Source organism: Methylophaga sp. (genome assembly GCF_965655755.1).
Classification (GTDB): Bacteria; Pseudomonadota; Gammaproteobacteria; order Nitrosococcales; family Methylophagaceae; genus Methylophaga.
Genome location: NZ_CBFHHW010000036.1, coordinates 3,454 through 10,222, shown reverse-complemented (window position 1 = coordinate 10,222; position 6,769 = coordinate 3,454). Strand labels below are relative to the sequence as shown.

Below are 6,769 nucleotides of genomic sequence, written 5' to 3'. Positions count from 1 at the left end.
TGGGATCTGATAACACAACGATTTACCGCCGCCAGTTGGCATCAGCACCAGTGCATCACCGCCGCTAATCACATGCTCGACAATGGCTTCCTGATTATGACGAAAGGCGTCGTATCCAAAGATGCTTTGTAAGACGTTCAGCGCTGGTTGCCCGGCAGTTTCCATATAAGATTCAGTCACAGATAAAGGCGACTATTATGGCAAATTGCCCTTGGTCTAACATGGCCAGTGATCGATAAATTCGGTTTATCGTTAAAAGACAGGCAAAATACGTCAATCAAATACAAAGCCTCATCCCAAATCAGCTCTGATTTTGGGGATAAACGATATACAGGAATCAAAATGAAAGAAATTACAGTTGATAGCAACCCAAGCGAAGCACGTTTAAAACAACTGGGCGTTGCTCATTGGCCAACATGGGAAAAAGAGGCCTCAGTATTTCCGTGGGCGTTTGTTACCACAGAAATTGCGTTTATCGTCGAAGGTGAATGTGTCATGACGCCTGAAGATGGCGGCCCATCCACCACATTTAAAGCGGGTGACTTAGTGGTATTCCCGAATGGCTACAAAGGCACCTGGGAAGTGAAAAAAGCGTTGAAGAAACGCTTCAAACATAAAGACGGCAATCTTGTTAAATGTGCTTTCAGCCGATTGAAAATATGGGCGAACGTGATTAAGTCTGTTGGAAAATAAATTCCATTTGATTATTCCAAAAGGAAGGACTGGTAAGTCTCTTTTCATATAAGAGTTTAACTAGGTTCGTGAATAATTTCGCCTTAGTGGCGAGTTAGGGATTTGTGCGGCCAAATCCCTAACAACCCTAGGGCGCCCCACCGTGCTGGCCTGCGGCTTCACTGCGTTGCTCAACTTATCTGGCGATTGGTCAAAACTCCCTTCGGTCAGACACTGACCAATCGTTCCCCAGATAACTCTCCGCTACTCGTCAGCACAAACGGGGAAAGAAGAGCTTTCTTATTCTCGTCTATTGCCGCTAAAAATTAGCTTTATTTTATGGGTTAAGTGGACACATGTTTGAGCGAAGCGACAAATTTGTAGGGAACGAATTTGGACGCCGGAGGTGCTCGAAGAGTAAGTCGCATGATCGCGACGAATCCAATTAAATGAACGCTCAGCGGCAGCGTAAGAGGTTAAATAATAAAGAATGACTCCAAACTTAAGACCGAGAGTGTCGTGTTTTAGTCCTTGTTAGTTTGACCAAAAAATAAGTTCATCTTTTTTAATGCCATGATTAGATAAGTAATAGATTTGATCTAAGCTGACACAGCTGCTCATAGAAAGCACTGTTGCTATTTTAAGTATTGAGCCGCTATAGCATAGGTCATAAGGATATTTTTTATTGACACTTAGTCCAATGAGCAATGGGTACAAAGCGATCCATATATCAATTACTTTTCTATGTTTAGATATGAACTGTCTCGCTAGCATTTGTGACTCATCATTGAGAAGGTTATCTTCACTGATTGATGAGAACCTTGCCAAGGCAGATCTAGGCGTTTCTTCTTGATGATTTTGAACGTCTAGATATGAATCGAGTCTAGCCAAGTAAAAATTGAGATCTGTACGAACGTCCTGAATGTAAGCTTGATCAAACTGATGCTTGTATACACTTTCTTGCGACTTTGTCTGACGAAAAAGAATAATAAAAGCCAGAAGTGCAATAAATGGGGAGTAGATTCCAGAAAATGCAGATCCCATTTCGGCCCACTTAGTGTGCTCGGACCATACACCTATACCAAACTCACCTATGTATACAAGTATGGGTAATAAAAACAAGCCTAAACATACTGAAAAAGCTATTCTTAACTTTAATCTTTTACTCATAGTGTGCCCTTAATTAATAAGCTTGTAGACCGAATTACACTAATACATATTTTCAATTAAGATAAATTCAAAAAACATCATTCAACGCCAAATCTAGTTGCGGCTGCACCTTTTCTGTAACGGGCAGAGCAAACCCACTCAAACTCAATCCCACTAGTCTAACGGCTTTCTGACCCGCTTCCGTTCGGTTTAGTAATTTTGGAATCCATTCTTTTAAATCAGTCAAAGCAATACTGTGTTCCAGGGTTTGTGCCCGGGTGACTTGCTGGAAGTCGGCGTATTTGACTTTAACGGTCACGGTGCGGGCTTTCAGGTTTTGTTTGGCCAGACTTTCCAGCACGATCTCAGCAAGATCGCCTAATCTGGCAGCGAGTTCTGGCACAGACAGGATGTCTTCTGAAAACGTGGTTTCTTTGCCTAACGACTTACGGATCCGTTTGCTGCGAACGGGGCGCTCATCAATCGCTCTGGCGATGTTGTAATAATACTGGCCCGACTTACCGAAACGTTCGGTTAATTCAGCCTCGGTTTTTTGTCGCAGGTCATAGCCGGTTTCAATACCGAGCTGTTTCATCTTGGCTTCTGTGGCGGGGCCGATGCCGTGAAATTTACCTATCGCTAATTCGCTGACAAAAGCTTCGCCCTGGTGAGGGAGAATGACATAAAGCCCGTTGGGTTTATCCATATCGGATGCGATTTTGGCGAGAAATTTGTTATACGACACACCGGCGGACGCATAGAGGTTGGTTTCTTCCAGAATATCTCTCTTGATGGCTTTGGCGATCAGGGTGGCAGAACCATTAAAGTCTTCTGTGTAGGTGACATCTAAATAGGCTTCATCAAGCGATAATGGCTCAACTTCGGAAGCATAACGCCAGAAGATGGAACGAATTTGCTGTGAGACTTCACGGTAGGCGTCAAATCGCGGTCTGACAAACAGCGCTTGCGGACATAGTCGATAGGCGCGTGAACAGGGCATAGCGGAGTGAATACCAAACTTTCTCGCTTCATAACTACAGGCCGCCACAACACCGCGGCTATCAGGCTGGCCACCGACGATTAAGGGCTTACCCTGATAGTCAGGATTGTCGCGCTGTTCAACCGATGCAAAGAACGCATCCATATCAACGTGAATAATTTTTCGCTGTCGTTTCATGTGCCAATAGAGCTGTAATGTTCTCGTTATTTTCTCATATTCAACAGGGCTGTGTCGTATCTGCATTTCAGTATGACGAAGTGGTTCACACATGCAGAGTGGATTGCTGTATTTTTCAGTGTTACTTTAACCGATTAAACCTAATCAGAGAGTTTGGCTTGATAGCACGTATTCATTCATGGCGGGAGAGTGTGCAGGCGTTTTGTCACCCACGGGTGGTGACGATGCTGTTTTTTGGTATTGCCGCCGGTTTGCCATTGTTACTGATTTTTTCGTCGCTGAGTCTTTGGTTACGCGAAGCCGGGGTTGAGCGTGCGGCGGTGACGTATTTTAGCTGGGCCGCGCTGGGCTATTCGTTCAAATTTGTCTGGGCGCCGTTGGTTGATGTGATCCCGTTACCTTTATTAACCAAAACGCTGGGCCGCCGTCGTGCGTGGCTGTTGTTATCGCAACTCATGGTGGTGCTATCCATTGTATTAATGGCGCTGATTGATCCCGCCAGTCAGGGGCTCACCTTGATGGCCTTGGCAGCGGTGTTACTGGGGTTTTCCTCAGCAACTCAGGATGTGGTGATTGATGCCTACCGGATTGAGTCTGCCGGTGAGGAATATCAGGCATTGATGTCGGCGACGTATATCGCCGGTTACCGTATCGGTATGTTAATCGCCGGTGCTGGTGCCTTATTTCTTGCCAGTTCGTTTGGTTCAACGCCCGACATTTATAACTTTTCCGCCTGGCAAATGGCCTATCTGGTGATGGCGCTGTTTATGCTTATTGGCATTATTACTACCCTGGTGGTTGATGAGCCTGAGGTAAACGAGCATCGTGCTGCTCAACCCGCTTGGGACTATGCCGGATTATTCGTGACTTTTGTGGTGGCGGTGTCCGGGTTTATTGCCTGCTTTGCGGCGAGTAGTGATATTGCGACCCAGCTCAAGGGTTTCTTCAGCGATTTGTTGCATAACCGCTATCTCTCAGTGATTTTAGTCGAGTTGATGCGGTTTACACTGGCATTAATGGTCGCCGTGTTGCTGGGACGCTTTTGTATGCGTTTTGAATGGGTTAATGACAATCTCATCCATCGCAGTTATGTCGAACCGATTCAGGACTTTTTCCGTCGTTATGGCTGGTCGTTAGCCTGGTTACTGCTCGCGCTTGTGGGGCTTTATCGGATTTCGGATATTGTTCTTGGCGTAATAGCCAATGTGTTCTATCAAGATATGGGCTTTACCAAACCACAAATAGCGACCGTTGTGAAAAGCTTTGGCTTATTCATGACGATATTTGGGGGCTTTCTGGGCGGTATTCTGGCTGTCAGATATGGCGTTATGCGGATATTGTTTTTAGGTGCACTGCTGTCTGCGTTAACGAATATATTATTTATGATGCTTGCGGGTATGGGCAATGATCTGACGATGTTATATATCGTCATATCCGCCGATAACTTATCAGCCGGTCTGGCGAGCGCCGCGTTTATTGCCTTTTTATCGAGCCTGACCAATATCTCATTTACTGCGGTGCAATATGCAATATTCAGTTCCTTAATGACCTTACTGCCAAAAATGCTCGGGGGGTACTCTGGTTCCATGGTGGAAAGTATCGGTTATGAATGGTTTTTCTTGTTAACGGCGTTGATGGGAATTCCAGTATTGTTATTGATTTTATTTGCGGCGAAACGGTTCAATCTGACACAGTCATGAATTTACGCATCCTTCTGTTGGGATTGTTGATTGCCATTACAGTCTGGCAATGTCGAGCTGCGGAAACGGTTACCTTAGGTTCCGGTGTAAAAGTCGACAAGGCTCCGGTACAAACCCGAATTGAGAATGCGGAGAGCTTTCAGTTCAATGATTATCTGATTACACCCTTGGCCGATTTTTCGTTAGAGGCCAAAGTGTTGTCACGTGAAAATTATTGGTTAGACAGAGAGAGTGATATAGCCCCGACTGATTTAGCGCTGGGCTGGCAGAGAATGTCAGATGAATCGGTCTTAACGGCTATTGATATTCGCCAGTCAGGTCGATGGTATCACTGGCGGGTTGAGCATTTCCCGGTACCAAGACGAATCATTGAAACGCAAAGTGCCAATATGCACATTGTTCCGGCTAATGATCATGTCGAAAAAGTGTTGGATTCGGTGAAGCCCGGCCAGATCATTCGCTTTAAAGGCCAGCTTATCAGGGTGCAGGACGATGATGGCTGGCAGTGGCAGAGTTCTTTAACCCGTGAAGATACCGGTGCCCGCGCCTGTGAGTTGGTTTACGTGAACGAGCTGAATATTATTTCCGAATAACCTTTTTGGCTTATACGATAAAAGGGTTTTTTAATTAATCCAGCAGCTTGTAACAGGGCTTATAGGCATGTTCATCCTGACCCAGTTTCATGCGTTTCTCGTGGACAAATTTGCGTAACAAATCATCAATGGCACGGAGCAGTTCCGGATCACCGTTTATGAGATAGGGTCCATGTTTGGCGACTTCACGAATACCAAAGGCTTTTACATTACCTGCAACAATCCCAGAGAATGCCGAACGCAAGTTACTGGCCAGCTCATGTTCGGGCATATCCGGATATAAGCGAAGTGATGCCATGTTGGCATGCGTTGGGATAAAGGGCATCTGTAGACTGGGGTCGATATTTAACTGCCAGTTGAAGTAATAGGCATCCTGACTGGCATGGCGGTCTTCATGGACGCTTTCAATGGCTTGTTTTACTTTAGCGCCGACTTTTTCAGGGCTGCCGATAATGATTTCATACAACTCGGCAATATCATCGCCCAGGCATTGTTTTAAGAACGTATCCAGCGTATCAAAGTAATCACGACATGATTCAGGACCGGCGAATATGAGTGGGATGCCTTGTTTGTTGTCGGGGTGAAGCAGAATACTCAGCAGGTACATGATTTCTTCAACAGTGCCGACACCACCCGGGAAAACCACGAAGCAATGACCGAGTCTGACAAAGGCCTCTAGCCGTTTTTCAATATCCGGCATGATCACCAGTTCATTCACAATCGCATTCGGTGACTCTGAGGCAATAATCCCAGGTTCGCTAATACCGATATAACGCCCGTCTTTGAGTTGTTGCTTGGCATGACCCACTGCGGCACCTTTCATAGGGCCTTTCATCGCGCCAATACCGCAGCCAGTAATAATATCCACTCCTCTCAGGCCCAGCTCATAGCCCACATGTTTTGCATAATCATATTCTTTACGCGGTATAGAGTGGCCACCCCAGCAGACAACCAGGTTTGGGGTGACACCGGGTCGAACGACCTCAGCATTGCGCAGAATACGGAATACTTTATCGGTGATGTGCACCGAGTCGTCCGCTTCTTCGGTCAGGATCTTAAAGTCGGTGTAGACGATGTCACGCAGTACCGATGAAAGATGCTCCTGTATACCGCGAATGATTTTGCCATCGACAAACGATTGTGCTGGTGCGTTTAGGATTTCGAGCATCACCCCACGCGCTTCCGGCTTAAGGCGGATGTCAAAGTCAGCAAAGGTTTTAAAGATTTCCTCGGCATCATCAATTTCACTGTCGGTGTTAAGGATGGCGAGTGCGCAGTCACGGAATAATTTGTGTAAATCAGCCCGGGTATTGCTGAGCTTGAAGATTTCTTCCTGTGACAAAAGATTCAGGCTGCGGACAGGGCGAATCGTGGTATGCGCGACTTTGTTCATGGTCTACCTTTAATGAGGAAACTCAGTTTGATATTCCCACTGTTCATAATCAGGATCAATGCTTGTTTGCGTTTAGAGAATGCCC

At 45.9% G+C, this 6,769-nt stretch carries 7 protein-coding genes; 3 read left to right on the top strand and 4 right to left on the bottom strand.

Annotation, left to right across the window (positions count from 1 at the left end; all coding sequences use genetic code 11):
* Positions 1-165: DEAD/DEAH box helicase (locus ACTF5U_RS10950; RefSeq protein ID WP_438971677.1), on the bottom strand; the 165-nt coding region annotated here is incomplete at its 3' end.
* Between the two features lie 177 nt (positions 166-342).
* On the opposite strand from ACTF5U_RS10950, the gene ACTF5U_RS10945 reads away from it, so the two are divergent.
* Positions 343-693, top strand: a complete 351-nt coding sequence (locus ACTF5U_RS10945) for a cupin domain-containing protein (RefSeq protein WP_438971667.1) — start codon at positions 343-345, stop codon at positions 691-693.
* Positions 694-1,206: 513 nt separating this feature from the next.
* Here the strand turns inward: ACTF5U_RS10945 and ACTF5U_RS10940 are convergent.
* Both ACTF5U_RS10940 and dinB read right to left on the bottom strand, forming a co-directional pair.
* The gene (locus ACTF5U_RS10940) at positions 1,207-1,842 is read right to left on the bottom strand and encodes a hypothetical protein (RefSeq protein ID WP_438971666.1); all 636 of its coding nucleotides are present in this window, start codon (positions 1,840-1,842) and stop codon (positions 1,207-1,209) included.
* A gap of 67 nt (positions 1,843-1,909) precedes the next feature.
* Complete coding sequence (gene dinB, locus ACTF5U_RS10935) at positions 1,910-2,998, bottom strand: DNA polymerase IV (protein WP_438971665.1); 1,089 nt, start codon at positions 2,996-2,998, stop codon at positions 1,910-1,912.
* A gap of 158 nt (positions 2,999-3,156) precedes the next feature.
* Here dinB and ACTF5U_RS10930 point away from each other — a divergent pair, with 158 nt between their 5' ends.
* Positions 3,157-4,698, top strand: a complete 1,542-nt coding sequence (locus ACTF5U_RS10930; RefSeq protein ID WP_438971664.1) for an AmpG family muropeptide MFS transporter — start codon at positions 3,157-3,159, stop codon at positions 4,696-4,698.
* Positions 4,695-5,291: a hypothetical protein gene (locus tag ACTF5U_RS10925; RefSeq protein ID WP_438971663.1), complete on the top strand. Its 597-nt coding sequence runs from the start codon at positions 4,695-4,697 to the stop codon at positions 5,289-5,291. Before ACTF5U_RS10930 ends, ACTF5U_RS10925 begins: the two co-directional genes overlap by 4 nt.
* 34 nt (positions 5,292-5,325) lie before the next feature.
* Here the strand turns inward: ACTF5U_RS10925 and ppnN are convergent, their stop codons facing one another.
* Positions 5,326-6,684, bottom strand: coding sequence for a nucleotide 5'-monophosphate nucleosidase PpnN (gene ppnN, locus ACTF5U_RS10920; protein ID WP_438971662.1), 1,359 nt, complete (start codon positions 6,682-6,684; stop codon positions 5,326-5,328).
* Positions 6,685-6,769 lie beyond the last annotated feature (85 nt).

Bases quoted from the DNA above. Each gene is read 5' to 3' on its own strand.
- ACTF5U_RS10945 (WP_438971667.1), top strand. From the start codon at position 343: ATGAAAGAAATTACAGTTGATAGCAACCCAAGCGAAGCACGTTTAAAA.
- ACTF5U_RS10940 (WP_438971666.1), bottom strand. From the start codon at position 1,842: ATGAGTAAAAGATTAAAGTTAAGAATAGCTTTTTCAGTATGTTTAGGC.
- dinB (WP_438971665.1), bottom strand. From the start codon at position 2,998: ATGAAACGACAGCGAAAAATTATTCACGTTGATATGGATGCGTTCTTT.
- ACTF5U_RS10925 (WP_438971663.1), top strand. From the start codon at position 4,695: ATGAATTTACGCATCCTTCTGTTGGGATTGTTGATTGCCATTACAGTC.
- ppnN (WP_438971662.1), bottom strand. From the start codon at position 6,684: ATGAACAAAGTCGCGCATACCACGATTCGCCCTGTCCGCAGCCTGAAT.